This is a genomic window from Massilia sp. S19_KUP03_FR1 (assembly GCF_036688685.1).
Taxonomy (GTDB): Bacteria; Pseudomonadota; Gammaproteobacteria; order Burkholderiales; family Burkholderiaceae_D; genus JALYUM01.
Genome location: NZ_JAQQPS010000020.1, coordinates 1 through 26,006 on the forward strand (window position 1 = coordinate 1; position 26,006 = coordinate 26,006).

Annotated in this window: 24 protein-coding genes; 14 read left to right on the forward strand and 10 right to left on the reverse strand. The window is 63.1% G+C overall.

Annotated elements, in window-relative coordinates:
- Positions 1–716 precede the first annotated feature (716 nt).
- On the reverse strand, positions 717–2,012 hold the full coding sequence (hmgA, locus tag V6M87_RS20415) for a homogentisate 1,2-dioxygenase (protein ID WP_332878503.1): 1,296 nt from the start codon (positions 2,010–2,012) through the stop codon (positions 717–719).
- 136 nt (positions 2,013–2,148) lie between these two features.
- Here hmgA and V6M87_RS20420 point away from each other — a divergent pair, with 136 nt between their 5' ends.
- Positions 2,149–2,709: an ankyrin repeat domain-containing protein gene (locus V6M87_RS20420; RefSeq protein ID WP_332878504.1), complete on the forward strand. Its 561-nt coding sequence runs from the start codon at positions 2,149–2,151 to the stop codon at positions 2,707–2,709.
- 58 nt (positions 2,710–2,767) lie between these two features.
- Here V6M87_RS20420 and V6M87_RS20425 read toward each other — a convergent pair whose 3' ends face one another.
- The 3 genes from V6M87_RS20425 to V6M87_RS20435 all read right to left on the reverse strand — a co-directional run bounded on the left by V6M87_RS20425 (position 2,768) and on the right by V6M87_RS20435 (position 5,421).
- On the reverse strand, positions 2,768–3,355 hold the full coding sequence (locus tag V6M87_RS20425) for a hemerythrin domain-containing protein (protein WP_332878505.1): 588 nt from the start codon (positions 3,353–3,355) through the stop codon (positions 2,768–2,770).
- A gap of 157 nt (positions 3,356–3,512) precedes the next feature.
- The gene (locus tag V6M87_RS20430) at positions 3,513–4,007 is read right to left on the reverse strand and encodes an arsinothricin resistance N-acetyltransferase ArsN1 family B (RefSeq protein WP_332878506.1); all 495 of its coding nucleotides are present in this window, start codon (positions 4,005–4,007) and stop codon (positions 3,513–3,515) included.
- Positions 4,008–4,080: 73 nt separating this feature from the next.
- Positions 4,081–5,421 (reverse strand): MFS transporter, encoded by a 1,341-nt coding sequence (locus V6M87_RS20435; RefSeq protein WP_332878507.1) that lies wholly within the window; start codon positions 5,419–5,421, stop codon positions 4,081–4,083.
- A 174-nt stretch (positions 5,422–5,595) separates the two neighbouring features.
- On the opposite strand from V6M87_RS20435, the gene cyoA reads away from it, so the two are divergent.
- The 8 genes from cyoA to V6M87_RS20475 all read left to right on the forward strand — a co-directional run bounded on the left by cyoA (position 5,596) and on the right by V6M87_RS20475 (position 14,913).
- Positions 5,596–6,615 carry a ubiquinol oxidase subunit II gene (cyoA, locus tag V6M87_RS20440; RefSeq protein WP_332878508.1) on the forward strand — a complete coding sequence of 340 codons (1,020 nt, stop codon included), beginning with the start codon at positions 5,596–5,598 and terminating at the stop codon, positions 6,613–6,615.
- A 2-nt stretch (positions 6,616–6,617) separates the two neighbouring features.
- On the forward strand, positions 6,618–8,621 hold the full coding sequence (gene cyoB / locus V6M87_RS20445; RefSeq protein WP_332878509.1) for a cytochrome o ubiquinol oxidase subunit I: 2,004 nt from the start codon (positions 6,618–6,620) through the stop codon (positions 8,619–8,621).
- Positions 8,614–9,255 carry a cytochrome o ubiquinol oxidase subunit III gene (cyoC, locus tag V6M87_RS20450; RefSeq protein ID WP_332878510.1) on the forward strand — a complete coding sequence of 214 codons (642 nt, stop codon included), beginning with the start codon at positions 8,614–8,616 and terminating at the stop codon, positions 9,253–9,255. Before cyoB ends, cyoC begins: the two co-directional genes overlap by 8 nt.
- Complete coding sequence (gene cyoD / locus V6M87_RS20455; protein WP_332878511.1) at positions 9,252–9,656, forward strand: cytochrome o ubiquinol oxidase subunit IV; 405 nt, start codon at positions 9,252–9,254, stop codon at positions 9,654–9,656. Before cyoC ends, cyoD begins: the two co-directional genes overlap by 4 nt.
- Complete coding sequence (locus V6M87_RS20460; RefSeq protein ID WP_332878512.1) at positions 9,656–10,480, forward strand: SURF1 family protein; 825 nt, start codon at positions 9,656–9,658, stop codon at positions 10,478–10,480. Before cyoD ends, V6M87_RS20460 begins: the two co-directional genes overlap by 1 nt.
- Positions 10,464–11,804 (forward strand): ATP-binding protein, encoded by a 1,341-nt coding sequence (locus V6M87_RS20465; RefSeq protein ID WP_332878513.1) that lies wholly within the window; start codon positions 10,464–10,466, stop codon positions 11,802–11,804. The genes V6M87_RS20460 and V6M87_RS20465 overlap by 17 nt, the downstream gene beginning before the upstream one ends.
- Positions 11,794–12,348, forward strand: coding sequence for a response regulator transcription factor (locus V6M87_RS20470; protein WP_332878514.1), 555 nt, complete (start codon positions 11,794–11,796; stop codon positions 12,346–12,348). Before V6M87_RS20465 ends, V6M87_RS20470 begins: the two co-directional genes overlap by 11 nt.
- 129 nt (positions 12,349–12,477) lie before the next feature.
- The gene (locus tag V6M87_RS20475) at positions 12,478–14,913 is read left to right on the forward strand and encodes a penicillin-binding protein 1A (protein ID WP_332878515.1); all 2,436 of its coding nucleotides are present in this window, start codon (positions 12,478–12,480) and stop codon (positions 14,911–14,913) included.
- A gap of 9 nt (positions 14,914–14,922) precedes the next feature.
- On the opposite strand, the gene V6M87_RS20480 is transcribed toward V6M87_RS20475, so the two are convergent.
- Together V6M87_RS20480 and V6M87_RS20485 are read right to left on the reverse strand one after the other, a co-directional pair.
- A complete protein-coding gene (locus tag V6M87_RS20480) occupies positions 14,923–15,285 on the reverse strand; it encodes a hypothetical protein (RefSeq protein ID WP_332878516.1) in 363 nt (120 codons plus the stop codon).
- Positions 15,286–15,503: 218 nt separating this feature from the next.
- Positions 15,504–15,836 carry a hypothetical protein gene (locus tag V6M87_RS20485; RefSeq protein WP_332878517.1) on the reverse strand — a complete coding sequence of 111 codons (333 nt, stop codon included), beginning with the start codon at positions 15,834–15,836 and terminating at the stop codon, positions 15,504–15,506.
- Between the two features lie 238 nt (positions 15,837–16,074).
- Between V6M87_RS20485 and V6M87_RS20490 the strand changes: the two genes are divergently transcribed.
- A complete protein-coding gene (locus tag V6M87_RS20490) occupies positions 16,075–18,219 on the forward strand; it encodes a TonB-dependent receptor plug domain-containing protein (RefSeq protein WP_332878518.1) in 2,145 nt (714 codons plus the stop codon).
- Here the strand turns inward: V6M87_RS20490 and V6M87_RS20495 are convergent.
- On the reverse strand, positions 18,170–19,351 hold the full coding sequence (locus tag V6M87_RS20495) for a mechanosensitive ion channel family protein (RefSeq protein ID WP_332878519.1): 1,182 nt from the start codon (positions 19,349–19,351) through the stop codon (positions 18,170–18,172). The genes V6M87_RS20490 and V6M87_RS20495 overlap by 50 nt on opposite strands.
- A gap of 297 nt (positions 19,352–19,648) precedes the next feature.
- Here V6M87_RS20495 and V6M87_RS20500 point away from each other — a divergent pair, with 297 nt between their 5' ends.
- Both V6M87_RS20500 and V6M87_RS20505 read left to right on the forward strand, forming a co-directional pair.
- Complete coding sequence (locus tag V6M87_RS20500; RefSeq protein ID WP_332878520.1) at positions 19,649–19,966, forward strand: thioredoxin family protein; 318 nt, start codon at positions 19,649–19,651, stop codon at positions 19,964–19,966.
- Positions 19,963–21,255 carry an MFS transporter gene (locus tag V6M87_RS20505; RefSeq protein WP_332878521.1) on the forward strand — a complete coding sequence of 431 codons (1,293 nt, stop codon included), beginning with the start codon at positions 19,963–19,965 and terminating at the stop codon, positions 21,253–21,255. The genes V6M87_RS20500 and V6M87_RS20505 overlap by 4 nt, the downstream gene beginning before the upstream one ends.
- Before the next feature lie 35 nt (positions 21,256–21,290).
- Here V6M87_RS20505 and V6M87_RS20510 read toward each other — a convergent pair whose 3' ends face one another.
- Together V6M87_RS20510 and V6M87_RS20515 are read right to left on the reverse strand one after the other, a co-directional pair.
- Entirely contained in the window at positions 21,291–22,097 is an 807-nt protein-coding gene (locus V6M87_RS20510; RefSeq protein WP_332878522.1) for a DUF481 domain-containing protein, read from the reverse strand.
- A 58-nt stretch (positions 22,098–22,155) separates the two neighbouring features.
- A complete protein-coding gene (locus tag V6M87_RS20515) occupies positions 22,156–23,460 on the reverse strand; it encodes an NCS2 family permease (protein ID WP_332878523.1) in 1,305 nt (434 codons plus the stop codon).
- Positions 23,461–23,549: 89 nt separating this feature from the next.
- On the opposite strand from V6M87_RS20515, the gene V6M87_RS20520 reads away from it, so the two are divergent.
- The gene (locus tag V6M87_RS20520; RefSeq protein ID WP_332878524.1) at positions 23,550–24,734 is read left to right on the forward strand and encodes a hypothetical protein; all 1,185 of its coding nucleotides are present in this window, start codon (positions 23,550–23,552) and stop codon (positions 24,732–24,734) included.
- A gap of 51 nt (positions 24,735–24,785) precedes the next feature.
- On the opposite strand, the gene V6M87_RS20525 is transcribed toward V6M87_RS20520, so the two are convergent.
- The gene (locus V6M87_RS20525; RefSeq protein ID WP_442920622.1) at positions 24,786–25,202 is read right to left on the reverse strand and encodes a KGG domain-containing protein; all 417 of its coding nucleotides are present in this window, start codon (positions 25,200–25,202) and stop codon (positions 24,786–24,788) included.
- Between the two features lie 312 nt (positions 25,203–25,514).
- On the opposite strand from V6M87_RS20525, the gene V6M87_RS20530 reads away from it, so the two are divergent.
- A complete protein-coding gene (locus V6M87_RS20530) occupies positions 25,515–25,955 on the forward strand; it encodes an NUDIX domain-containing protein (protein WP_332878525.1) in 441 nt (146 codons plus the stop codon).
- The last annotated feature ends 51 nt before the right edge of the window (positions 25,956–26,006 follow it).

Here is a 26,006-nt window from a genome sequence, read left to right on the forward strand (position 1 = left end):
GGATGTTCACGTGGCGGCGGAAACGATACGCACGTTACGTGAAATGGGCGCACTAAAGAGTTGTGTATAACGAGGTGCCCTTAGCGGCCTTCCCGTTCTGTGCAACCAGTCCTACTCGCCCACTCTAAAGCGTCTTTGCCTGCCGCTTGCGGTGCAGATTTAGTTGGACAAAATAAAACAGACCTGCCAACAATACGAACGCAAATGATTCAATGTACAGAACGAAATTTCCGGTTTCTGCAGCGTTCCAGAACTTCATCGCTGATAGCAATAGCAAAGGGAGGGCAGCTATAAACCGCGCATTTTGCCGGAAAAATTTCACCATTTACAACTTTCGTTTTTAGTTTATTAAGTGGCCGCTTCTGACCCAGGCTGTGTGAAAACGTGAAGAAAATCCGAGAACAAACAAATCGGCCTCTCAAAATGGCCGCTATGCGATTTTCTTGGGGTCGGGAATGGTCACCCCGCCACGGAAATTTCCAGTTTTTGCGTTTTTTTACACCGCCTGGGCCGAAAGCGGAATTGCATCTCGGGCCAGTGTAAAAGCGCAGTTGTATATACTGCAAGTGCTGTTTTGTTCTTCTGGTGAGGGTTTTATTCAGCAACATATAAATTCAGCCTTCACACATGCGTCGTCGTCGGGCCTGGTCCGCGCCTGCCATGCATCGCCTGGGCGCAGGTCGCCATCGACTTCCTGCGTTCTGCCGGGACAGGTTCTACGGCCGGTCGGCCCTGAAATGCTTCTGGATGCCCGCCCAGCATGCCTGGTAATTGCCCTGCAACTGCGGCGAGGCCATTGCCTGCGCCGTCGGGCAAATCACGTGCCGGGTTTCGAACATGAAGGCCATCGTGTCGCTTACCTTGTCCGGCACGCTGGTGTCGGCCGCGCTGGCCTTGTCGAAGGTGGCTGCATCGGGGCCATGGCCGCTCATGCAGTTGTGCAGGCTGGCGCCGCCGGGTACGAAGCCTTCGGCCTTGGCGTCGTAGGCGCCGTGGATCAGTCCCATGAATTCGCTGGCGACATTGCGGTGGAACCAGGGCGGCCGGAAGCTGTGTTCGGCCACCAGCCAGCGCGGCGGGAAAATCACGAAGTCGAGCGTGTCGACCCCGGGCGTGTCGCTGGGCGACTGCAGCACCAGGAAGATCGACGGGTCGGGGTGGTCGTAGCTGATCGAACCGATGGTATTGAAATGACGCAGGTCATATTTATAGGGGGCGTAATTGCCATGCCAGGCGACCACATCAAGCGGCGAGTGGCCGAGCGTGGCACGCCACAGGCGGCCGCAGAACTTGGCCACCAGGGTGAAATCGCCCTCACGGTCCTCATAGCGGGCCACAGGCGTGAGGAAATCGCGTGGATTGGCCAGGCCGTTCGAGCCGATCGGCCCCAGGTCGGGCAGGCGCAGCAGGGCGCCGAAGTTCTCGCACAGGTAGCCGCGCGCTGCGCCATCGGGCAAGCTGACCTGAAAGCGGATGCCGCGCGGGATGACGGCGATCTCCTGGGGCGCCAGGTCGATCACACCGAGTTCGGTGGCAATGCGCAGGCGCCCCTGTTGTGGCACGACCAGCAATTCACCGTCTGCCGAATAGAAAAAACGCTCCACCATGTCGGCGTTGGCCGCATACAGGTGGATGGCGCAGCCGGTTTGCGCCTGCGCCGACCCGGTGCCGGCCATGGTGACCCAGCCGTCGATAAAGTCGGTCGGCTCGGTCGGCATCGGCAGCGGACTCCAGCGCAGCTGGTTCGGTGGCGGCGCGAGGTCGTCGAAACGCGCCACGATACGGCCTGCTTCCATTGGTGTGAAGTTGCCGTGCATCGCGGCGGGACGGATGCGGTACAGCCACGAACGCCGGTTGTGGCTGCGCGGCGCGGTAAAAGCGGTGCCGGATAGCTGCTCGGCGTACAAGCCGTAAGCCACTTTCTGGGGCGAATTGCGCTGCGCGGGCAGGGCGCCCCGCAATGCCTCGGTTGCGAATTCGTTGCCGAATCCGGATTGATAGCGGTGGTCCATCTTGTCTCCTTGTTATTAGCTGCGATAGTAGGTGATCTGTCGCCCGAATACAAACTGCCTGTGTACGCGGCTTAACGGACGGCGCCCGGGCGCCCATCTATGCTTGAGACCAACTTAGACAATCGGGGAGATACCAATGAGCCAACAACACACCGCGGCGGCCGCTTCAGGCGGCAAACCGATGGACCCGGACACCCTCGATTTCCTGCGCCAGATCTTTGGCCTGGTACGCGAAGGCGATAGCGACCGCCTGGCCGGACTGATCGAGCGCGGCATGCCGGTCAACTTCCGTAACGAGAAGGGCGACAGCCTGATCATGCTGGCCAGCTACCACGGCCACCTGGAAACGTCACGCCTGCTGCTTGCGGCCGGCGCCGATCCGAATGTGGCCAACGACCAGGGCCAGACCCCGCTGGCCGGCGTGGCCTACAAGGGCTACGACGCCATCGCGGCCTTGTTGCTCGCGCACGGCGCCAGCGTCGAGGGCAACAGCCCGGACGGCAAGACACCTTTCATGATGGCGGCGATGTTCAACCGCGTGACCATTCTGGCCATGCTCAGCGAACACGGCGCCCGTCGCGACGCCGTCGACAGCCGCGGCATGACCGCGGCATCGCTGGCAGAGACGATGGGCGCGAAGGACGCGGCGGCGTGGCTGGTGCAAACCCAGGCCACGCCGGTTGCGCAAGCATACTGATGCAGCAACAGGGCGCGTGGCGCCCTGTTGCTGCATCAGTATGGCCAACCTTGATCGCTCAGGCCTCGGCCGGTCTCTTGCTGCTGGCCACCGCCACTGCCAGCACTGCCCCTACTGCACCAACCACCCAAGTCGTGGTGTTGCCAGAGAGGCCCAGCGCCGTGTTCACGGCCACCTTGCCCGCTTGCGAGGCCTGCAGCGCGACGCGCCGCCTGCTCATCTGCGCACCAAGTTCACGGAGTATGTATTCCGACAGCTTTTGTTCCGCAATCGGCAGCAGCACCGTTTCTTCATCGGCGACATGGTGGATCACCTCGCGCATCAATTCCAGCAACACGCGGTCGTGGCGCGCGTCGTCGCCCGGGATGGCGCGCAATTCGCGGATCAGGCGCTTCATCTCGCCATGTTCGTGCGGCGCCCGTGCCAGCACAGGGTCATCGGGATCGACGGCGTGCATCGCCGGATAAAAAATCGCTTCTGCCAGCGTCACGTGGATTTCCAGCGCGGTGCAGATGGTATCCGCCAGAGCCTTCCTGACGCTGGGTTGTTTGTCCTGGTTGAACTGGTGGAAGGCAAGGAATACGTACGAGTGGTCGAAACGGATCATGTCCGTGATTGATGGGCTGAGTTTGGCAAGAGAGAACATGGCGCGGACTCCTGGAAGATGGTGACGTGTTGATCTCATCGTAACGGCCTCCGCGCGCCGCTGATTCAGTGCACGGCGCATGGCAACGTCGTCCCGCGCCCCCGCGGTATGTCGACTTTGGATTACAAGATGTCGAGCTGGAACGTAACCGTTGGTCTCACTCTCCCAATATCCGTTGCCAGTAGCCGACATCGACCCATTGCCCGAACTTGCGCCCCACCTCCTTGAAAAGCGCTACTTTTTCGAAGCCGAGTTTTTCGTGCAGCGCCACGCTGGCCGGATTCGGTTGGGCGATCCCGCCGATGGCGAGGTGATAGCCGCGTTCGGTCAGTTGCGCCAGCAACAAGCGGTACAGCGCCGTGCCGGTGCCGCGCGCGTGGGTGCCGGCAGCCAGGTAGACGCTGGTTTCGACCGAGTTGCGGTAGGCGGGACGCACGCGCCACGCTGTGGCGTAGGCGTAGCCGGTCACCTCCCCATGGTCTTCCGCGACCAGATACGGCAAGCCGGCGTCCCCGACACTGGCCATGCGGCGCGCGATCTCGCCGGCGTCAACCGTGGTTTCTTCGAAGGAGATGGAGGTGGTCAGGATGTAGTGGTTGTAAATTGCTGCGATGGCGGCGGCGTCGTCAGGCTGGGCAGGGCGCAGGTGCATGGTGTCGAATTGGCAAAATCACGTTCAAAAAAAACCCCGGACGAATCCGGGGTCATGGAAAGCAGGCGAGTGACTAGTCGCGGATTTCCAGTTTGCGGTTCAGGCTCAGCGCGGCCAGCGAAGCGAGTGCACCGGAGAGCAGGTACAGGCTGACGTAGCCGAGGCCGAAGTTGGCAGACAGGCCCAGCGCAACCAGCGGTGCGAATGCGGCGCCGACCAGCCAGGCCAGGTCCGACGTCAAGGCCGCGCCGGTGTAGCGGTATTTCGGCTGGAAGTTGGCGGTGACGGCGCCGGCAGCCTGGCCGTACGACAGGCCCAGCAGCGAGAAGCCCACCAGGATATAGATGTTCTGGCCGGCCTCGCCGCCGCCCATCAGGGTTGGCACGAAGGCGGAGAACACGGCGATCAGCACGGCCAGGGTGCCCAGCGTGGTGCGGCGGCCGAACTTGTCGGCGATCAGGCCCGACAGCAGCGTACCGATGATGGCAAGGCCCGCGCCCCACATTTGCAGATACAGGAAGTCGGCCGGGGTGCGGGTATCGTACAGCGAGACCCACGACAGCGGGAACACGGTCACCAGGTGGAACAGCGCGTAGCTGGCCAGTGCCGCCAAGGCGCCGATGACAATATTGCTGCCTTGGGTTTTTGACAGCTCGACCACGCCGGTTGGCTCCAGCTCGTTTTCGTCCAGCAGGCGCACATATTCAGGCGTCGAGACCAGGCGCAGGCGGGCGAACAGCGCCACCACGTTGATGGCGAAGGCGACAAAGAACGGATAGCGCCAGCCCCAGACCAGGAAGTCCTCGGAGGTCAGGCTGGTCATCATGAAGGCGAACAGGCCAGCAGCGATCAGGAAGCCCACCGGTGCGCCCAGCTGGCCAAGCATGGCGTACCATCCACGCTTGCCTTCGGGGGCGCTGAGCGCCAGCAGCGACGGTAAGCCATCCCACGAGCCGCCCTGCGCCACGCCCTGGCCGCAGCGCATCACGGCCAGCAGGATGATCGCCACGCTGCCCAATTGGGCGTAGCCCGGGAGGAAGGCGATGACACAGGTCGACAGGCCCATCAGGAACAGGGCGATGGTCAGTTTGGCTTCGCGCGAAAAGCGGCGCTGGATCGCCATGAACACCACGGTCCCGATCGGGCGTGCAATGAAGGCGAGGGCGAACACCGCAAAGGAGTAGAGTGTGCCTTCGAGGCGGTCGGCGAACGGAAAAAACAGCGCCGGGAACACCAGTACCGAGGCGATCGCATACACGAAGAAATCGAAGTATTCCGATGCGCGGCCAATGATCACGCCAACGGCGATTTCGCCGGGATGGATGTCATGCTCGCGCGCGTTGATGTTGCGAATGCCACTGGTAGGAGAGGACAGGGGGGCGACGCCAGGGTCTTTTATCGTATTGCTTTGCATGGTGCACCTATCAAAGTTTGAGTCTTATGGTTCCGCAGCACATCAAACTTCCTGTGGCCATCCTCGTCGTGCAATTGATATGGCACCAGGGTGGGACAATTCGTCCAATGTGCAAACAGCGTCCTATGGCATTACAGTAACATGTTATCAATCCAAAGTAGCGCACAACACCGCATGATTTCTAAGATCGCCCGTCGCGGAATTCCCCTCCTTTCCCTCGCTTCTCTCGCCGGTTGCAACACCGTCGTGTTTAACGCGGGTGGAGATATTGCCGCCCAGCAGGGACAACTCATTATTGTCTCAGTGCTGTTGATGCTGTTGATCGTTGTTCCGGTCATCGTTGCCACCTTGTATTTCGCGTGGCGCTATCGCCAGGGCAACACTACAGCGCCCTATTCACCTGATTGGGACCACTCTACCCGTCTGGAACTGCTGATCTGGGGCGCACCGCTCCTGATCATTATCGCGCTCGGCCTGATCACCTGGATCAGTACCCACCTGCTCGAACCATCGCGTCCGCTGACGCGTCTGTCCGAAGGCCGCCCGATCCCGGCCTCCACCAAGCCGATCATCGTGCAAGTGGTCGCACTCGACTGGAAATGGCTGTTCATCTATCCGGAGCAGGGTATCGCCACGGTCAATGAACTGGTCACGCCAATCGATGTGCCGGTGCGCTTCAAGATTACCGCGTCGACCGTGATGAACTCGTTCTACATTCCGACCCTGGCCGGCCAGATCTACGCCATGCCGGGTATGGAAACGACGATGAATGCGGTGATGAACAAGACCGGCACCTTCCGCGGCTTTTCGGCCAACTACAGCGGCGCGGGTTTCTCGCACATGCGCTTCGATTACAAGGCCACCTCGGCTGCGGACTTCGACGCCTGGGTCGCGAAGACCAAAGCTGGCGGCGGCGCACTGAACCGTACTAACTACGTCGAACTGGCCAAGCCGAGCGAAAAGCACCCGGTCGAGTTTTACGGCGCGATTGATCCTGAGCTCTACAGCAAGATCCTGAACATGTGCGTGGTAGAAGGCACCCCGTGCATGAACAAGACGATGGCTGCGGATGCCCAGCGCGCCAAAGGTGACATGGCAATGAAAGAATTGCCAAAAGAAGAAATTGCCCGTCGCGTGGCTGCTCAGGCAGCTGCCGAGGTTTGCACTACGCCAACCAAAACTGAAAAGAAGTAAAGATGCTAGACCACATTGATCTGACGAAGCTTATCTTCGGTCGGCTGAGCTGGGATGCCATTCCCTTCCATGAGCCGATCCTGCTCGCTACTTTCGCCATGGTTGGCGTCGGTGGCCTGGCCGTCCTCGCACTGTTGACGAAATTCAAGCTGTGGGGCCCGCTGTGGCGCAACTGGTTCACCAGTATCGACCACAAAAAAATCGGCATCATGTACATGATCCTGGGCCTGGTCATGTTCCTGCGCGGCTTTGCCGATGCACTGATGATGCGTGCGCAGCAGGCATTTTCCTTTGGTGACGCGAATGGCTTCCTGCCGCCGCACCACTACGACCAGGTCTTCACCGCCCACGGCGTGATCATGATCTTCTTCGTGGCGATGCCGATGGTAACGGGCCTGATGAACTACGTGGTGCCGCTGCAGATCGGCGCGCGCGACGTCGCCTTCCCGTTCCTGAACAATTTCTCGTTCTGGATGACGGCGTTCGGCGGCGTGCTGGTGATGGCCTCGCTGTTCGTGGGTGAATTTGCCCGCACCGGCTGGCTCGCCTATCCACCGCTGTCCGGCATTCTGGCCAGTCCCGATGTCGGCGTCGACTATTACATCTGGTCGCTGCAGGTGGCCGGGGTCGGTACGCTGCTCTCGGGCGTGAACCTGATCGCCACCATCGTCAAGATGCGCGCACCGGGCATGGACATGATGAAGATGCCTATCTTCGTCTGGACCGCACTGTGCACCAACATCCTGATCGTCGCTGCCTTCCCGGTGCTGACCGCCGTGCTGGCCATGCTGGGCATGGACCGCAGCATGGGTACCCACTTCTTCACCAGCGAACTGGGCGGCAACGCCATGATGTATGTGAACCTGATCTGGATCTGGGGTCACCCTGAGGTCTACATCCTGATTCTGCCAGCGTTTGGTATCTATTCGGAAGTCGTCTCCACCTTCTGCGGCAAGCGCCTGTTCGGCTACAGCTCGATGGTGTACGCAACCCTGGTCATCACGCTGCTGTCCTACCTGGTCTGGCTGCACCACTTCTTCACGATGGGCTCCGGCGCGTCGGTGAACTCGTTCTTCGGCATTACCACGATGATCATCTCGATTCCGACCGGCGCGAAGATCTTCAACTGGCTGTTCACGATGTACCACGGCAAAATTCGCTACGAATTGCCGATGATGTGGACCGTCGCCTTCATGGTGACCTTCACGGTCGGCGGCATGACCGGCGTGATGCTGGCCATTCCATCGGCTGACTTCGTGCTGCACAACTCGCTGTTCCTGATCGCCCACTTCCACAATGTGATCATCGGCGGCGTCCTGTTCGGCATGTTCGCCGGTATCAATTACTGGTTCCCGAAAGCGTTCGGCTACAAGCTTGACGACTTCTGGGGCAAGGTATCGTTCTGGCTGTGGGTGGTCGGTTTCTGGGTCGCGTTCACGCCGCCGTACATCCTGGGCTTCATGGGCGTTACCCGCCGCATGAGTCACTTCGAAGATACCTCGATCCAGTGGCTGTTCCAGATCTCGCTGGTCGGCACCCTGATGATTGCCGCTGGTATCGGCGCGATGTTCATCCAGTTCGGTGTCAGCTTCATGCGTCGCAAGCAATTGCGTGATGTGACGGGTGACCCATGGAATGGTCGTACGCTGGAGTGGGCCACCTCGTCGCCACCGCCGGACTACAACTTCGCCTTCACCCCGCGTGTGCATGACAACGATACCTGGGCCGACATGAAGAAGATGAAGTACACGCGTCCGCTGACCGGTTTCAAGGCGATCCACATGCCGAAGAACACCTGGGCCGGCTTCGTGATCGCTGCCTTGTCCGCCGTGGTGGGTTTCGCGATCATCTGGCACATGTGGCTGCTGGCCGTGGTTGGCATGGTCGCCCTGGTCGGCACCGTGATCGCCCACACCTTCAACTACAAGCGCGATTACTACATCCCTGCGGAAGAAGTCGCTGCAACGGAACTTGCTCACACTCGTTTGCTGGAAAGCCATGTCTGAATTTACTGCATCTAACCAAGCCGAAGCCGGCAATATGGTCGGCGACGCCTCGCGTTACTACGTGACCGAGCACCATCCGGAGAACGGCACCTTGCTGGGCTTCTGGATCTACCTGATGAGCGATTGCCTGATCTTCGCTTGCCTGTTTGCAACTTACGCCGTGCTGGGCCGCAATTATGCGGGCGGCCCGTCCGGCGCCGAGTTGTTCGACCTGCCGCTGGTGGCGATGAACACGGCATTCCTGCTGCTGTCGTCGATCACCTACGGCTTCGCCTTGCTGGCCGCAAATCGCAATGCCAAGTCGACCGCGCTGGTGTGGCTGGCCATCACGGGCGCCTTCGGCCTGTGCTTCCTGGGTGTTGAAATCTGGGAATTCGTGCACCTGATCCATGAAGGCGCAGGTCCGCAGCGCAGTGGTTTCCTGACCTCGTTCTTCGCACTGGTCGGTACCCACGGTCTGCACGTGACCTTTGGCGTGATCTGGCTGGTGACGCTCATGGTCCAGGTTGGCAAGCACGGCCTGACGCCGGAAAACATCCGTCGCCTGACCTGCCTGTCGATGTTCTGGCACTTCCTGGACGTGATCTGGATCGGCGTCTTTACCTTTGTTTACCTGATGGGGACCTTGCCATGAGCGACCATTCCACCCACGACCATGGTCACGGCGACCACGGTCACCACGGCCACGACAGCGGCAGCCACGGCACCATGAAGGATTACACGATCGGCTTCATCCTGTCGGTGATCCTGACCGCGATTCCGTTCTGGCTCGTCATGGCCAAGGTGCTGCCACCAGGCACCACCGGCATCGTGCTGCTGGCGTTTGCCGGCGTGCAAGTTGTCGTGCACATGATTTACTTCCTGCACATGACGTCGAAAGCCGAACATGGCTGGACCCTGATGTCGACCATCTTCACCGTCATCGTTCTGGTGATCATGCTGGCCGGTTCGATCTGGGTCATGTACCACATGAACGCCAACATGATGCCTGGAATGGAAGTCGACGCCGTCCACGGTGCGCACGACATGCCTTGATGTTGGAAAACAGCGCGCTCCCTGCCAATGGTTCAGCTGAACCGCAGCGCCGGCCTGCCAAGGCCCGGCGCCGCATCCTGAGCGGGATCGCGCTGTTGTTGTTATTGCTGTTTGCCGGTCTCGGCACATGGCAGGTTGTAAGATTGCAGTGGAAACTGGCCTTGATCGAACGGGTCGATGCCAGGGTCCACGCAACACCCACCGATGTTCCCCATTCCCAGGCATGGCCAGCAATCAGCGCGGCAAACGACGAATACCGTCATGTGCGCGTGCGCGGCCATTTCCTGTTCGACCTGACCACCCCGGTGCAAGCGGTCACGGTGCGTGGCAGCGGCTTCTGGCTGCTCACCCCCCTGTGCCAGCCTGACGGCACGACCGTGCTGGTTAACCGCGGCTTCATTCCCGGCGCGCTCGGCGGCGCCAGCGGGTACGAAGTCAGTCGCGCCGGCCCCGACGCCTGCGCCGCCGGTGGTGAATCCGTCACCGTGACCGGCCTGCTGCGCCTGACCGAGCCCAAAGGCGGCTTCCTGCGCCTCAACGACGCCGTCACCGGCCGCTGGTATTCGCGCGATGTCGCGGCCATTGCTGCCGCCCGCAACCTGGCGCGCGTCGCCCCATTCTTTATCGACGCCGATGCACGCCAGGCCGGCACTGCCGGTCCGCGCGATGCCGGGCCGCCCGTAGGCGGCCTGACCGTGATCTCGTTTCCAAACAGCCACCTGGTGTATGCACTGACCTGGTTCGCGCTGGCCGCGATGGTCGGCGCCGCCTGGTGGTGGGTGGCCCGGCGCGGCCCGGGCCGGCGCCATGATCACGCGGCCTGACGTGCCATTGCAAAAAGCTGCTCCCGCGATTGCCGTCGCGCGCGTTGAACACGCGGCTGGCCACAGGAACATGCTGCAGCTGATCGAGCTGCGCTGGATCGCCGTGATCGGCCAGATCACCACGATCGCCATCGCCACACTGGTGTACCACATCCGCCTGCCGCTGGTGGAAATGCTCGAAGTGCTGGTGTTCCTGATTTTCTTCAACGTGGCCAGCCACCTGCGCTGGCACGAACACCGCCTGATCACCAACCGGGAACTGTTCTTTGCCTTGCTGGTCGACGTCGGCATTCTCACCATGCAGCTCTACCTGGCCGGCGGCACCACCAATCCGTTCGCCTTCCTCTACCTGCTGCAGGTGATCCTGGCGGCGGTGCTGCTAGATTACTGGTCGACCTGGATCATCGTCGGCATCACGGCGCTGTGCATGGCGGGCCTGGCCATTTTCGCGCACCCGCTTGCGCTGCCATTCGACCACGCGCGCGGCATCGGCAGCCTGTACGTGCAGGGCATGCTGATCTGCTTTGCGCTGGACTTGGCCTTGCCGGTAATTTTCATTTCGCGCATCACGCGCACCTCGCGCCGCAAGGATTTGCAGTTGTCCGACATGCGCGCGCGGGCCACCGAAGAAGAACACATCGTGCGCATCGGTCTGCTGGCGTCGGGCGCCGCCCATGAACTGGGCACGCCGCTGGCCACGCTGTCCGTGATCCTGGGCGACTGGCGCCGCATTCCCGCCATGCGCGACAATCCGGAATTGCTGGAAGAAATCAGCGAAATGCAAACCCAGCTAGCGCGCTGCAAGGCGATCGTCAGCGGGATTTTGTTGTCGGCCGGCGAGACGCGCGGCGAATCGGCGGTGCCGACGACGATCAACAATTTTCTCGACGACCTGGTCGAAGACTGGGAGGCGAGCCGTCCCATGGCCGATTTCCAGTACGATAACCAGATCGACCCCGACGTCCCGATCGTGTTCGACCTGACCCTGAAACAGATGATCGATAACGTCCTCGACAATGCCCGCGAAGCGTCGCCCGACTGGGTCGCGCTGGCCGCCTCGTGCGACGACGGCCAGCTTGACGTGGTCGTGCGCGACCGCGGCCCCGGTTTCGCGCCGGCCATGCTGGCCAATTTTGGCAAGCCCTATAATTCGAGCAAGGGCCGCCCCGGTGGCGGCCTCGGCCTGTTCCTGGCCGTCAACGTGGCGCGCACGCTGGGCGGGTCGGTCACCGCCAGCAACCTGGCCGCGGGCGGCGCCGAAGTACGCCTGACGCTGCCGCTGGCCTCGATCGCCTTGCACAACAGGAGAGCACATGCCCGCTGACGGTTCCGACGAGATCCGGCTGTTGATCATCATCGAGGACGATGAAGCGTTTGCGCGCACGCTGTCGCGCTCGTTCGAGCGGCGCGGCTACCAGGTCATCCACGCCCACAGTCAGGAAGAAGCCGCGGCCCTGCTGAAAACCCATACGCCGGGCTATGCGGTGGTCGACCTGAAACTGAAGGGGACCTCGTCCGGGCTGTCATGCGTGCAAATGCTGCATCACCATGATCCGGACATGCTGATCGTCGTGCTGACCGGGTTCGCCAGCATCGGCACGGCGGTCGAAGCGATCAAGCTGGGCGCGTGCCAGTACCTGGCCAAGCCGTCCAATACCGACGATATCGAAGCCGCGTTCGGCCACGTCGCGGGCAATGCCGACGCCGACGTCACCGACCGCGCCACCACCTCGATCAAGACGCTGGAGTGGGAACGCATCCACGCCATGCTGGCGGAGACGGATTTTAATATTTCCGAGGCGGCGAGACGGCTGGGCATGCATCGCCGGACCCTGGCGCGCAAGCTGGAAAAGCAGCGGGTCAAGTAAACGCTGATCACCCCGAACAACCCGCGCAGAACACCGTCGAATCGTTTCCTGCTGAACAATTCTGCGCGGGGTTTGCGCGCTGTCAGCTATACTCGCCGCTTGACTTATTATTAAGCAGGCAAGCGCGACGTGGACGACCATCAACAGACAGAATCACCGCTGCGCGAGCGCGGCAAGCGGCTCGTCAGCAGCGCCTCGACGCAGGCCCGCGCAGGTTACAGCCGGACCCGGGGCTGGGCCCGCAGCTGGGCAATCGACCACCTGAACAATCGCCCGCCGTATCAGCGTGTGCTGCTGGTCGGCTTGATCGGGATGGCCGCCTTGCTGGCTATCCTGCTGGTCTACATGCTGATCCTGATTCCCCTGACGCCCGGCATTGCCGACCTGAAGCAGGCGAGAAGCGCGCGCGCGTCGATCATCCAGTCGGCCGACGGCAAGGAGCTGGCGACCTTCGACCAGGGCGTCCAGGAACGCGTGAAACTGGCGCAGATTTCGCCGCACGTCATCGCGGCCCTGATCGCCACCGAAGACCGCAGGTTTTATGACCACCACGGCGTCGATTTCAAGCGCATCGGCGGCGCCATGTTCGCCAGCCTGAAGGGCGACGCCCAGGGCGGCTCGACCATCACCCAGCAGCTGGCGCGCAATATGTTCCCGGAAGAAATCGGGCGCTCGCGCAACCTCAATCGCAAGCTCAAGGAACTGATTACGGCGCTGAAGATCGAAAGTACCTTCAGCAAGACCGAGATTCTCGAAGCGTATCTGAATACCGTGCCCTTTCTGTACAACGCGTTCGGCATCGAAATGGCGGCGCGCACCTATTTCGACAAACCGGCGGCGCAACTCGACGTGCTCGAGTCAGCCACACTGGTCGGCATGCTGAAGGGGACCAATTACTACAACCCGGTCAACAATCCCGACCGTTCGCTGCAGCGTCGCAACGTGGTGCTGGGCCAGATGTTCAAGCAGGGCGCGTTTCCCGAAGCGCGCTACCGCCAGCTGCTGAAACGCCCGCTGCGCCTGCACTTTGCGCGCCAGCCGGAACGGGCCGGCACCGACACCCATTTCACGGCCTACGTGCGCAAGTTCCTGATCGACTGGGCCGACGAAAACGATTACAACCTGCGTCTCGACGGCCTGGTGGTGCAGACCACGCTCGACTACGATTTGCAGCAGGATGCCTTGCAAGCGGTCGAGCGCCAGACCAATGCGCTGCAGGCAGTGGCCGACGTCGAATGGAGTGCGGCCAGCCCGCTGGTGACGTCCTCGATCGGCACCTACGCCGCCGTGCACAATTCCGTGAAACCGTTCGATTACCTGTGGCGCTCACGCCCGGAACTGCTCGACACCTTCATCCGCGAGTCGGCCGAGTACCGCAAGGCCGCCGCCGCCAAGGATGCCGAACCGGCCGAGCTGCTCAAGCGCTTCAAGGGTGACCGCGAATTCATGGCGGCGCTGCGGGCCGCCAAGACCCGCCTGGAGGCGGGCTTTGTCGCGCTCGATCCGGCCACGGGTGAAGTCAAGGCCTGGGTCGGCAGCCGCAACTTCCAGCGCGAACAGTTCGACCACGTGGCGCAGGCCGCGCGCCAGCCCGGCTCCACCTTCAAGCCGATTGTATACGGCGCCGCGCTGGAAAAAGGCATTTCTCCCGATCACGCTTACCTGGACGCCGTCACCAGCATCAAGGCCGGCGACGGCAGCACCTGGCGACCGACCGACATGGGCGGCTCGACCGGCCGCATGATGACCATGCGCGATGGCCTGGTGTACTCGAAAAACACCATCACCGCGCAGGTGATGCAGGACGTCGGCATTCCCACCATCGTGCAACTGGCGCAATCGCTCGGCATCAAGCAGAGCAAGCTGGCGGCGGTGCCGTCGCTGGCCTTGGGCACCAGCCCGGTGACGCTGCTGGAAATGGTGACGGCCTACTCGACCATCGCCGCGCAGGGCGCTTATCGCCGCCCGGTGTTCGTGAAACGCATCCTCGACCGCGACGGCAAGGTGCTGGCAACATTCGGCACCGAGCAACCGGCGCGCGGCATGAGTGCACCGTCCGCGATCACCCTGGTCGATATGATGCGCGGTGTGATCAACCGCGGCACGGGTACCGCGATCCGCTACAAATTCGGCATCAACGGCGACGTTGCCGGCAAATCGGGCACCACCCAGAACAATGCCGACGGCTGGTTCATCCTGATGCACCCGAACCTGGTCGGTGGCGCCTGGGTCGGCTTCAACGACACCCGCATCGCCATGCGTTCGAGCTACTGGGGGCAGGGCGGGCACAACGCGGTGCTGCTGGTGGGTGACTTTTTCAAGGCTGCGCTGGACGCGCGCAAGATCGATCCGGCCGCGCTGTTCGCGGGCGGGCGTCCACCGGCACCGGTCATCCGGCGTGAAGAGCCGGTTGAAGAAGAAGTCGAAGAGCCGGGCGACATGCAGCAGGAGGGGGCGCAACCGAACGAGCATCCGCTGGCACAGCCGCCCGAGCCGCAAGAGCAGGAAGACACGGCCCCGCGCTATCTGCCAGCGCCGCCGCAGGGCGAGCCGGGGCAGGGCTAGCTGGCACCATCAACGGCGTGCCAGTCCGATCATCGGGGCGGCCCGATCCTCCAGGCTCACTTGGGCGATATCGCCTTGCCGATCCTGGCCGAAGGTAATGCGCAGCGCTTGCGATGTCGCGACGAAGCTGCCCAACCCGTCCGGCTTGAGCAGCATTGCGCGCGCGCCGTTGAAGCGGGGATTGAGCGTTGGCGTGCGAAATGTGATGACGGCGCTCAGTTGGCCACCGTCTTCCTCGACGGTCAGAATGCGACCGTCCGCCAGCACGTAGCGTCCGACGTAGTCCCCCAACGCGGGTTGAGCAGCGGGCGCCGCAACGGCGGAGCCTGCCAGCAGAATGCCGAACAGCAGGGAGAAGGTCGATTTGCGCATGATGTTGCTCCTGTGAGTGGGTGGCGCCGTCTCTGTCTGGAAGGCGTACATGCACTGTAGGACGCCTTCCGTGTAAAATCGCGCAGGCTGCGACGGATTGCGCAATTCAGGGGATGAGTGGTGTTTACGCGGGAATGGTTGCATGATGCGCGACGTATGCATGTTTAAAGCGGCGCGGCAGATAGTTGCGCAGCGCCACCTGTGGCGTCCAGGCGGTCTCAATGGCTGGCGCGCAGCGCGCGGGAACCCGATTCCGTTACCGTGACCGCTGCGACATTGCCGTTGCGGCGCTGGTCGAATAGCAGTACCAGCTCACCGCCCGGCGAGGCGAAGGTTGCGGGGCCGACTGGCTTGAGCGCAACCAGGTCGCGCCCGTCGAGTTGTCCCGCCAGTGTGCGCTGCCGCTGCGTGACGGTAAGCACGCGACCGTCCTGGAGGACGTATTGGCCGGTAAAATCCTGCAAGGCTGCACTGTCCAGCCGGCGCTCTTCTGCGTGGGCGGACGCGCACGCGGCGCAGCCCAACAGTAATGCAATGATGAAATGACGCATCGTCTTCTCCTGTGAATAGCTTGCCCACGGCAAGCCTGGACTGTAACTTTAGGATATTTTTTTGCAGTGACTGATCTATTTCCGATCAAGGCGCGGCCAGCGCGAATGAACGGCGATTTTCGAGGCACCGACGGCTTGCGTCACGTTCACGTCGCGCCGGCGACATTTCGTCACTCGCCGTTTGCGCGACCTGGTTTGCATGCGATGATGTGCAGCTCTTTCATTCGAGCAAGTCACCATGCCAACTGTCCCGCACATCCTGCTGCTCGCGCCGCTGCTGTCGATCGCCGCGGGCGCATTTGCCCATGCCGCGCCTGAAGAAGGGCCGCTGCAGGTGGTGCAGGTGAAGGCCAGCGCCACGGCCTACGATCCGCGCCGCGACGATACGGCGGCGAAAATCGTGGTCACCCACGACGAGATCGTGAAACAAGGCGATACGAGCATCGGCGACGTGCTCAAGCGGCTGCCGGGCATTACCATCGGTGGTGTTCCGGGCCGCGGCGGCGACATCAAAATGCGCGGCATGGGCAGCGGCTACACGCAGATACTGCTCAACGGCGACCCTGCGCCACCCGGGTTCTCACTCGATGGGCTGGCGCCGGACCTGATCGAACGGATTGAAATCATGCGCGCGGCCAGCGCCGAATACAGCACCCAGGCCATCGCCGGCACCATCAACATCGTTCTCAGGCGCGCGGTGGTGGCGGCCCAGCGCGAACTGAAAACCACGCTCCAGTCGGAGCATGGCCGGCCAGGCGGCAATGCCAATTTCAGCGTGTCCGACAAAGCCGGCAACCTGTCCTACGCCGTCGTCAGCGGCCTGGCCTGGTCAACCCAGGACCGCCCGGCCACGGGTTTTACGACGTTCTCCGACCCGGCCGGCGCGCCACTGGGGCGGCGCGACCAGGCCAGCTTCATGCGCGGCACCTACCAGGGCGTGAACCTGGCGCCACGCGTGAACCTGACGCTGGGGCCGGACGACAGCCTGGCGTGGCAATCGTTCCTGGCCGCGAATGAATACGGCGGACCCGCCACCGAGCGCAGCATCACCACGCTCGGCGCACCGCCGGCGTTCAGCAGCGCTGTGACCAGCCTGGCGCAGCGTACCGTGCTGGCGCGCAGCGACCTGACATGGACCCACAAAATGGCCGACGGCGCCAGGTTCGATGCCAAAGCCGGCGTCAGTACCGGCACGCGCAGGGTCGAACGGGAGGCATTCGAATACGATCGCGCCGCTACCCTGGCGCTCGAGCGGCGCACCACGTCGCGTCCGCGCGACCAGGGTGTATCCGCGAGCGTCAAGTATGCGACGCCGGTGTTTGGCAAGCACGCGCTGACGGCCGGCTGGGACGGCGCCTGGAGCGCGCGCACGGAACACCGGATCGAGCGCGACATCGCCGCCGGCGACCCACCCGCCAACCTGAACCTGGCTTTTGACGCCAGCGTGGTGCGCCTGGCGCTGTTTGCGCAGGACGAATGGACCATCAGCAAACAGTGGTCGGCCTATCTGGGCTTGCGCTGGGAAGGCGTGCGCACGCGTAGCAGCGGCGTTGAGAATACCTCTGCAGTCTGGAGCCCATTGCTGCAAACGCTGTATAAACTGCCCGGTTCAAAACAGGACCAGGTCAGGCTGGCCCTGAGCCGTACCTACAAGGCGCCGTTCACCAACGAGTTGCTCCCGCGCCGCCTCCGCGCCATCGAGAACAGCGCCACCACGCCGGACGAGCAGGGCAACCCGCGCCTCAGACCCGAGCTGGCCTGGGGCCTGGACCTGGCCTTCGAGCATTACCTTCAAGGCGGCGGTTTGCTCAGTGCCAGCGCCTATCTGCGCCGCATCGAGGACAATGCGCGCAACAATATTTTTCTGATCGACGGCTTGTGGGTGTCGATGCCCATCAACACCGGCAAGGCGCAGGCGCACGGCATCGAGCTGGAGGCGAAATTTGCGCTGAAATCCGTGTTCAAGGCGGCGCCGGCGATCGACCTGCGCGCCAACCTCGCGCGCAACTGGTCGCGCCTGGACACGCTGCCCGGCCCGAACAACCGGCTCGTCAGCCAGACGCCGGTGTCGGCCAACCTGGGCGTCGACTACAAGATGGACCGGCTGCCGCTGACGCTGGGCGCCAGCTACAGCTATCAGAACGGCGGGCCAGTGCGTTTCAGCCTGAACGAATTCGACTACAGCACCCCGAAGCGCTTGCTGGACCTGTACGCGCTCGCCAGAATCAGTCCGAAAGTGCAGCTGCGGCTGTCGGTGGCCAATGCCTTGCACCAGTCGTATATGACAGCGCTGACCTGGGTCGACGCCGATGGGGCGCGCGCCGACGCGACGATTACCCCGACGGCGCCCGTGTTGCGCGCGGCGCTGGAACTGAAGCTGTAGCCTGGTCCGAGGCCGTTTTGAGCAAGGTAGGGCGCACCGGCGCCGCAGCCGTTGGGCCGGGCAGCACCTCCGCCGCCATCACCTGCACCGGCTGTGGACGCGGCGCCGTGGAGATGCCGAGGTCGTCCAGCAACTGCATCATCTCCAGGATGATGATTTGCTGCGTGTCCATAAACAGCGTGTAGTTCGGGTCGAGCACGAAATACACCACCTCGTAGCCGATCGATTCCGGCGCCAGCGTTTTCAGGTGGGCGCGGTCGAAGCGGACCTTGTCCTGGCGCTCGATGATGGCGCGCAGGGCGGCCGGGATCTGGCCAGCCAGGGCGGGCGGCGTATCGGGATTGACTTGCAGCGCGAACTGCACGCGGCGCGTGGTCATGCGCTTGAAGTTGCGCAGCGTGTCCTTCAGGATCTGGGCGTTCGAGATGACGATCTGCTCGCCGCTGTCGGCGCGCACGCGGGTGGTCTTCAGGCCCACGTGTTCCACCTTGCCGGAAAAACCCGCCACCGAGATCGAGTCGCCTACCTCGAACGGCTTGTCGACCGCGATCGACAGCGAGGCGAACAGGTCGCCCAGCACGTTCTGGACCGCCAGCGCGACGGCGATACCGCCAATGCCGAGGCTGGCCACCAGCGTGCTGACATTAACGCCCAGGTTGGACAAGGTGGCCAGCAGGAACACCACCCAGACGGCAATCTGCAGGATCCACGTGATGAACGTGTGGGCGACGGTGACTTGTTCGTCCTCGCCGCCGACCGGCGCGCGGCGCCGGAAGTAACGCTGCGCACTGACCGCAATGGCCCGGTGCGCATACAGCGCAAGCTGGATCCCAAGGGTGATGAACCACAAATTGCTGACGCGTCCTTCCCATTTCGGCGGCAGGTCGAGCACGGACAGGCCGATCAACAGCGCCGTGGCGATGACGGCGAGCTTGCTGGTGCGCGCCAGGGTCTGGCGCAGGACTTCGGCAACCGCGCTGTGGGCGCCGCTTTCCGACAAACTGTTGAGGCGCTTGCGGAAGAATGCGACGGCGCCGTGAATAACGATAAAACTGAGGACCGCGGCGCCGATGGCGAACAGGGTATTGGTGAGACTCAGGTCCAGCGAGGTGATGAAGACAGGGATATTCACTAACTCTCCTTGGGTGTCGGCACCAACGCGGTCGGGCGTTCGAAGGTGACGTTGGGGGGAGGAAAAACGGCGCGACAAGCAGGGCAGGCCACGCGCCTGTGCGCCCGCGCGGGAGCGGACGCGGCGAAGGTGCAACGAAGGTACAACAACATCTGCATCGTCAGCATGCCAGTTGCAGGCTTACCGTTCCGTTCGCTGCTGCACCGACGGCGAAATGTTGCCCGAACTATCATGATGGCTCGCCAAGGCGACAGCATATGTTGTACGCTTGGGTCGTCATACAAACCAGGAGACGACATGTTCACACCTTATTCGACCACGCAGCCGGAGCGCAGCGACGTCGACCACTACCAGGGCGCCGTGGCGCTCGATTTCGGCACCAACTGGTGCGGCATCTGCCAGGGCGCCGCCAGCGCAATTGAGGCGGCCATCGCAGCGGCGCCGTCGGTGCGCCACCTGAAGGTTGAGGACGGTCCCGGCCGGCCGCTGGGCCGCTCCTTCAAGGTCAAGCTGTGGCCGACCATCGTTGTGCTGAAAGACGGCCAGGAAGTCGCGCGCGTGGTGCGGCCCGCCAGTGCCCAGGACGTATCGGATGCACTGGCGGTGGCAGCATGACGGTCGCCACGCCCCTGCCGACCGTGACGGTGCCGGTCAACAAGGCTTCGACGGTCCTGTTCGCCAGTCTGATCGGCACGACCATCGAGTTTTTCGATTTCTATATTTACGCGAATGCCGCCGTGCTGGTGTTCCCGCGCCTGTTCTTCCCGAGCGGCGATGCATCGGCCGCGATGCTGCAGTCGCTCGCCACCTTCGCCATCGCCTTCATTGCGCGTCCGATCGGCTCGGCCGTGTTCGGCCACTTCGGCGACCGCATCGGGCGCAAGGCCACGCTGGTCGCGGCGCTGCTGACGATGGGCGTCTCGACGGTGCTGATCGGCTGCCTGCCGACCTACGCCAGCATCGGCACCTGGGCGCCGCTGTTGCTTGCCTTGTGCCGCTTCGGCCAGGGCCTGGGCCTGGGTGGCGAATGGGGCGGGGCGGTGCTGCTGGCAACCGAAAATGCGCCACCGGGCAAGCGCGCCTGGTACGGCATGTTCCCGCAACTGGGCGCACCGATCGGCTTTTTTCTCGCCGGCGGCTCGTTCCTGCTGCTCTCAACCTACCTGTCGGACGCCGAGTTTTTCTCGTACGGCTGGCGCATTCCGTTCCTGGCCTCGACCGTGCTGGTGGCGATCGGCCTGTACATCCGCTTGAAACTGACGGAGACGCCGGCCTTCCAGAACGTCATCGACCGCAACGAGCGCGTCAAGGTGCCGGTCGTCACCGTGCTGCGCGATCATGGCGGCATGCTGTTCATGGGCACCGTGGCGGCGATCGCCACCTTCGCCGTGTTCTATTTGATGACCGTGTTTGCGCTCAGCTGGGGCACCACGGCGCTGCATTACTCGCGCCCGGAATTTTTGAAGCTGCAACTGCTGTCGGTGGTGTTCTTCGGCCTGACCATTCCGCTGTCGGCGCTGCTGGCCGATAAATACGGCCAGCGCGGCACCATGATCGGCATTAACGCGGTCATCGCGCTGTACGGCTTCGCCCTGGCGCCGCTGTTCGGCTCCGGCGATATTGTGCAGGTAGGGCTGTTCATGTGCGTCGGCATGGGGCTGATGGGCATGACCTACGGGCCGCTTGGCACCTTGCTGTCGGAGCTGTTTCCGGCGGCGGTGCGCTACACCGGCGCGTCGCTGACGTTCAACCTGGCCGGCATTCTCGGGGCCTCGGTGGCGCCGCTGATTGCCACCTCGCTGGCCAAATCATACGGTCTGGGGGCGGTGGGGTGGTACTTGAGCGGGGTGTCGCTGCTGTCGCTGGTCGCGCTGATTTTTACGCGCTCGCACAAGGCTGCGTGATGAACCAGGTCATCCCCGCCGCGGCGGGGATGACCTCAGAATGAGTAGACCAGCGTTACCGAGGTCTGCGTATCGGTATTTTTTTTGTCGACCGGGACATTCGTGTCGCTGCGGGCACTGAACGCGGCCTTCATCTGCATGGTGTCGTTGATCTTGGTACTGAGCGACGACTCGGCCATCGAGTGCACATTCGAGGTGCCGCGTTCGACGCTGACGGTCTGCGCGAACTGCGCCGAATCGCTCAACTGCCAGCGCAGTGCGGCAGCGCCGTGCACGGTCACGCCTTTCTCGCCTTCGCCGGCGGCGCGCTGGCCACTGAAGTAGCCCGGCCCGATTTCCACGTCGAGCGCCTTGCCGTCCGCTTTGTACCATTGCGAACTGTGGCCGACGGCCAGCGTGGTGAAGCGCGTGTAGGCGCCGAACTTGTCGTCCACGTGCGAGCCGTAGACGAACAGCTTGCTGCCTTCCTTCATCAGTTTCAGGGCCGAGCGGGCCGACACGGCGTAGCGCTCGGCGGCGCGTTCGCGCTCACGGCTGCCGTCTGCTTGCGTGATTTCGTCTTCCTTGAAGTAGCCGGCGAAGGTGTAGCGGTTGCTCCAGTCTTCCAGTTCCTGCTGGGCGTCGACCCTGCCGGTGATCGAGGTGCCGGCGGTGTTGCCGGAGGTGGAGATGGCGCCCAGTTCGGCGGACGTCGACCAGCTGCCTTCCGGGATTTTTTTCAGTGGACCCGTTGGGACATCGCCGCGCAACCATGCGGATTCGGGGACGGGGGAGAAGTCGTCGGCGCTGGCAGCGCCGTGTGCGCTGGCAAGCACCAGCGCGGACAATGCGAAAAATTTCATGGGCTTTGACGAATAGCGCCAGGTCGGAATTGGCCCCTGGCTGGACCGCCATTGTAACTTACGCCCCAATCCAGGCGAATTTGAACAGGAACAGGGCCGCGATGACCCAGATGATCGGCGCCACCTGGCGCGCGCGCCCGGTCGTGAGTTTCAGCGCCGCGTAGGTGATGAAGCCAAAGGCGATGCCCTCGGCGATCGAATACGTGAACGGGATCACCAGCGCGGTGATGGCGGCGGGGATGCTTTCGGTGCTGTCGTCCCAGTCGATTTCGCCCAGTTCGCGCAGCATCAGGCAGGCCACGAACAGCAGCGCCGGCGCGGTGGCATAGGCCGGCACCACGCTCGCCAGCGGCGCGATGAACAGGCAGGCCAGAAACAGCACGGCGACGGTCACCGCGGTCAAGCCGGTGCGTCCGCCGGCTTGCACGCCGGCGGCGCTTTCGATATACGCGGTGGTGCTCGAGGTGCCCAGCACCGAGCCGGCGACGATGGCGGCGCTGTCGGCCAGCAGTGCGCGATTCAGGCGGTCCATCTTGCCTTCGACCAGCAAGCCGGCGCGGCTGGCCACGCCCATCAGCGTGCCGGTGGCGTCGAACAGTTCAACCAGGAAGAACACCAGCACCACGTTCAGGATGCCAGCGGTGCCGTGGCCAGTGAGCGCGCCGCGCAGATCGAGCTGCAGGAAGGTCGGCGCGAGCGAGGGCGGCAGCGCAAAGATGCCGACGAAATGGTTGCCACCGAAGAAAAAACTCAGGATGGTGACGGCCAGGATGCCGATCAGGATCGCACCGCGCACACGTAGTTTGTCGAGCGTGACAACCAGGATAAAACCGCAGATGGCCATCAGCGCGGGCGGCTGGTGCAAGTCGCCGGCGCTGACCATGGTGTCCTTGTTGGCCACCACCAGGCCTGCGCCCTTGAGCGCAATGAGCGCCAGGAACAGGCCGATGCCCACCGTGATGGCGGTGCGCAGGGAGGCAGGAATGCCATTCACAATCAGTGCACGCAGGCCGCACAGGGTGACGATGATAAACAGGCAGCCGGAAATGAACACGGCGCCGAGCGCCTGCTGCCACGGCACCCCCATGCCCAGCACCACGGCAAAGGCGAAATAGGCGTTCAGGCCCATGCCTGGCGCCATCGCAATCGGGTAGTTGGCGTACAGGCCCATGATGCCGCTGCCGAGCGCGGCGACCAGGCAGGTGGCGACGAACACGGCGTCCTTCGGCATGCCCGCCGCGCCCAGGATGGTTGGATTGACGAACAGGATGTAGGCCATCGTCAGAAAGGTCGTCAGGCCCGCCACCAGTTCGGTGCGGACCGTGGTGCCGTGCTGGGGCAGCTGAAAAAAGTTGGCGAGCATGGCGTTCCACCTGGTTGAGTAGCCGAAGAATACCATTCCAGCGCCACGATTTGTTACCATGGCGACCTAATCCATCACCCGTGCCGCCCATGCCTAAAAGTAAACCGCCCGTCCCGCGCAAATCACACACCGTTGCCGAGCCGGACATCGATGCGCTGGCCCAGGCGCTGGCCGACCTGGCACTGGCTGCCTTGAACGGCGCGACGGCGCCACTCGACGAGATGACCAAGTCGCTGCGCCAGGCGCTGCGCAAGAAGCAGGATGAAGTGCTGTATGGCGCCATCGAGCTGGCGCGCTTCACCGATCCGGATGCCTGCCGCCTGCTGCGCGGTGCCATCGAAGAAGCGGCGGCCACGCTGCAGGTGCGCAAGGAAGGCGCGCCCGAGCGCGAGGTGGACGCCTTCATGGTGCCGCTGTTCGTGCGCAGCCAGGGCGGCCTGGTCGAAAGCGAAGGCTTCCAGGACGATGCCGCATTTGGCGCCCTGATCGACAGTTTTGCCCAGGCCGGGCTGGAGAGCGCGCAAGCCAAAGTGGTGCTGATGCGGCACGCCTACGATCTCGACGAAATCGACCGTATCGCGTTCGGTGACCTGCATGACATGCTGCGCGAAGCGGCCGCGTCGATGCTGGACAAGAAGATCGCGCCCACGCCGGCCCTCGAGCGCAGCATGCATGGCTGGACCGGCCGCACTTTCGCCGCGCAGGACGATGCGATGGAACTGCGCTTCCTGCTGGGCTTTTCGCTGAAGCGCGCGGACGACCCGTTTTATGTGCCGCCGGCGGACGAGGCGGGCGCGGACGATTTCTTTGCCCAGCGCGCGGCGCGCTACCAGGCCTGGACGGCCAGCGCGGCGCCGCTGGTGGCGCGTTGCCTGGCCAGCGCGCCGGACCGTTTGTCACTCGATTTTCTGTACCAGGATCTGTTTTTTGGCGCCAAGGAGCAGGGCGCGGCGGAACTGGCGATGCTCTCGACGCTGAGCGCGATCGATGCCGCGCTGGAAGGCGCCGGGCACGCTGCGGCGAGCGTGTCGGCGGTCACCGCGCCAATCGATGGCGGCGACGCCATCGTGCTGCGGGTGTGCTTGTATGCCGGTACCGGGGCGCCGTTCGCGACCGTCGACAAGGACGTGGACCTGTCGGCCGACCTGAGTGCCGAGATGGACGAGTTGTGCGATGCGCTCGCAGGGTTGGGACTGGCGCACTTGGCGCTGGCCGACGGGTTTGCCGAAGACGGCAGTGCGGTGGGGGCGGTGGCGTTCGAGCCGCCCGCGTAACGCTGTGCAGCGCGGCGGCGCGGCATACCCGCATGGCGCCGCGCCGTCAGCCTATTTTTTACTCGGTTGGCCGCTCATGTTTCCCTGGCCCATGCCGCTCTGCTCGTTGCCATCGTTCTTGTGGCTCATCTTGCCGGCTGCGCGCGCCTCTTGCGAAGTGAATTCGTGCGCGGTGCCGGCGGCGTGCGCGGCGCGGCCACCTTCTGCGGCAATCTCGCGCTGCTTGTCAGGGTCCATCGACGCAAAACCGCGCGCGCTGGTGTCGCTCTGGCTGCTGGCGGCGGGTTTGTCGCCCTGACTGCCGCGCTGATTGCCGCTCTGGTTACCGGGTTGGTTGGCGCTCTGGTTGCTGCCTTGATTGCTGCCCTGGCGCGGGTCCTGATTGCTGCCCTGATTGCCCTTGTTCAGGTCCTGGTTCTTGTCCTGGTTGGTACCCTGCTTCGGTGCCTGTTTATCGTTGCCAGCCATGATGCTCTCCTTGTATCGTTCATGAAATGTCTGCCAGCCGAAACCGGAAGAAGTTCATCCATCTTAGGTCGCGCACAGCCGGTGGGGGATAGGACAAAGTTGAGGGCCAATGTAGGAATAGTCCGTCAAACTTTATTTGCATAAACAGAGAAATCACCATCTATTGCTCAGTAAACTGAGCTTTAGTGCACGCAATCATTGGCCTGATTGTATTTTGTTCAAACAAACTTTGGGTATCGATTTCGCGGTGCGCACAATTGACACCAGGAAGTACCGGGCATACATTGGTCATTTGAAATCGAACTTGTCAGCATGCGCGCCAAATCCCCTGTCAGACAAAGCGTTTCGTGCGGCACCCTGGTGGTCAACCCCGCGCGCGAGCTGCTGATCTGCCACGTCACCCACACCGCGCACTGGGACATCCCGAAAGGCATGCAGGACCCCGGCGAAACGACGCTCGAGGCCGCTATGCGCGAATTGCGCGAAGAGGCCGGTGCTGCGTTTCCGGCCCGCCGCTTCATCGACCTGGGCGGCTTCGAGTACCGCCGCGACAAGCGCTTGCACCTGTACCGCGTCGACGCCGGCCCTGACCTGGTGACGCTCGAGTCGCTGGTCTGCACCAGCTTTTTTCCGCATCACATTACCGGCAAGATGATTCCGGAGACCGACGGCTTTCGCTGGGCCAACCGGGCCGACGTGGCCCGACTGTGCTGGCCGCGCATGGCGGCACTGCTGGGGACGCTGGACTGGTAGCGCACCCGCCGCTCGGCTGACACGCGCAAGCGCGCTCCAGGCACGCTGCGA

Excerpts from the sequence above, each read along its gene's own strand:
- hmgA (WP_332878503.1), bottom strand. The coding sequence starts at position 2,012 with ATGGACCACCGCTATCAATCCGGATTCGGCAACGAATTCGCAACCGAG.
- V6M87_RS20420 (WP_332878504.1), top strand. The coding sequence starts at position 2,149 with ATGAGCCAACAACACACCGCGGCGGCCGCTTCAGGCGGCAAACCGATG.
- V6M87_RS20425 (WP_332878505.1), bottom strand. The coding sequence starts at position 3,355 with ATGTTCTCTCTTGCCAAACTCAGCCCATCAATCACGGACATGATCCGT.
- V6M87_RS20430 (WP_332878506.1), bottom strand. The coding sequence starts at position 4,007 with ATGCACCTGCGCCCTGCCCAGCCTGACGACGCCGCCGCCATCGCAGCA.
- V6M87_RS20435 (WP_332878507.1), bottom strand. The coding sequence starts at position 5,421 with ATGCAAAGCAATACGATAAAAGACCCTGGCGTCGCCCCCCTGTCCTCT.
- cyoA (WP_332878508.1), top strand. The coding sequence starts at position 5,596 with ATGATTTCTAAGATCGCCCGTCGCGGAATTCCCCTCCTTTCCCTCGCT.
- cyoB (WP_332878509.1), top strand. The coding sequence starts at position 6,618 with ATGCTAGACCACATTGATCTGACGAAGCTTATCTTCGGTCGGCTGAGC.
- cyoC (WP_332878510.1), top strand. The coding sequence starts at position 8,614 with ATGTCTGAATTTACTGCATCTAACCAAGCCGAAGCCGGCAATATGGTC.
- cyoD (WP_332878511.1), top strand. The coding sequence starts at position 9,252 with ATGAGCGACCATTCCACCCACGACCATGGTCACGGCGACCACGGTCAC.
- V6M87_RS20460 (WP_332878512.1), top strand. The coding sequence starts at position 9,656 with ATGTTGGAAAACAGCGCGCTCCCTGCCAATGGTTCAGCTGAACCGCAG.
- V6M87_RS20465 (WP_332878513.1), top strand. The coding sequence starts at position 10,464 with ATGATCACGCGGCCTGACGTGCCATTGCAAAAAGCTGCTCCCGCGATT.
- V6M87_RS20470 (WP_332878514.1), top strand. The coding sequence starts at position 11,794 with ATGCCCGCTGACGGTTCCGACGAGATCCGGCTGTTGATCATCATCGAG.
- V6M87_RS20480 (WP_332878516.1), bottom strand. The coding sequence starts at position 15,285 with ATGCGCAAATCGACCTTCTCCCTGCTGTTCGGCATTCTGCTGGCAGGC.
- V6M87_RS20485 (WP_332878517.1), bottom strand. The coding sequence starts at position 15,836 with ATGCGTCATTTCATCATTGCATTACTGTTGGGCTGCGCCGCGTGCGCG.
- V6M87_RS20490 (WP_332878518.1), top strand. The coding sequence starts at position 16,075 with ATGCCAACTGTCCCGCACATCCTGCTGCTCGCGCCGCTGCTGTCGATC.
- V6M87_RS20500 (WP_332878520.1), top strand. The coding sequence starts at position 19,649 with ATGTTCACACCTTATTCGACCACGCAGCCGGAGCGCAGCGACGTCGAC.
- V6M87_RS20505 (WP_332878521.1), top strand. The coding sequence starts at position 19,963 with ATGACGGTCGCCACGCCCCTGCCGACCGTGACGGTGCCGGTCAACAAG.
- V6M87_RS20510 (WP_332878522.1), bottom strand. The coding sequence starts at position 22,097 with ATGAAATTTTTCGCATTGTCCGCGCTGGTGCTTGCCAGCGCACACGGC.
- V6M87_RS20515 (WP_332878523.1), bottom strand. The coding sequence starts at position 23,460 with ATGCTCGCCAACTTTTTTCAGCTGCCCCAGCACGGCACCACGGTCCGC.
- V6M87_RS20520 (WP_332878524.1), top strand. The coding sequence starts at position 23,550 with ATGCCTAAAAGTAAACCGCCCGTCCCGCGCAAATCACACACCGTTGCC.
- V6M87_RS20525 (WP_442920622.1), bottom strand. The coding sequence starts at position 25,202 with ATGGCTGGCAACGATAAACAGGCACCGAAGCAGGGTACCAACCAGGAC.
- V6M87_RS20530 (WP_332878525.1), top strand. The coding sequence starts at position 25,515 with ATGCGCGCCAAATCCCCTGTCAGACAAAGCGTTTCGTGCGGCACCCTG.